The organism is Streptomyces pseudogriseolus, assembly GCA_002154585.1.
In the GTDB taxonomy this organism is placed as follows: domain Bacteria; phylum Actinomycetota; class Actinomycetes; order Streptomycetales; family Streptomycetaceae; genus Streptomyces; species Streptomyces pseudogriseolus.
The window spans coordinates 906-1,261 of sequence record MUNG01000249.1 but is presented as its reverse complement, the minus strand read 5'-3'; the positions used below and the strand labels follow the sequence as shown (position 1 = coordinate 1,261).

1 pseudogene is annotated in these 356 nt (G+C 68.8%); it reads left to right on the top strand.

Features of this window, described 5'->3' with window-relative positions:
• Window positions 1-356: pseudogene (locus tag CCN29_RS36115) on the top strand (glutamate--cysteine ligase); the annotation flags it as partial.

Here is a 356-nt window from a genome sequence, read left to right as displayed (position 1 = left end):
CCCCCACCGGCTGGGCGGGCGTGTTTTCGACCAGCTCGACGAGGAACTGCGGACCTCGCTCTCCTACGCCGACCGCAAGGCCCAGGAGGTGGACGCGGGCATCGTGATGATCGGCATCCTGCCGACGCTCGACCGCGACGACCTCGTCTCCTCCAATCTCTCCGACGTCGACCGCTACGCGCTGCTCAACGATCAGATCGTGGCCGCGCGCGGTGAGGACTTCACCCTCGACATCGCGGGCGTGGAGCACCTCAGGTGCACCTCGAAGTCGATCGCCCCGGAGGCCGCCTGCACCTCGGTGCAGCTGCACCTCCAGGTCACGCCGGAACGGTTCCCCGACGTGTGGAACGCGGCGC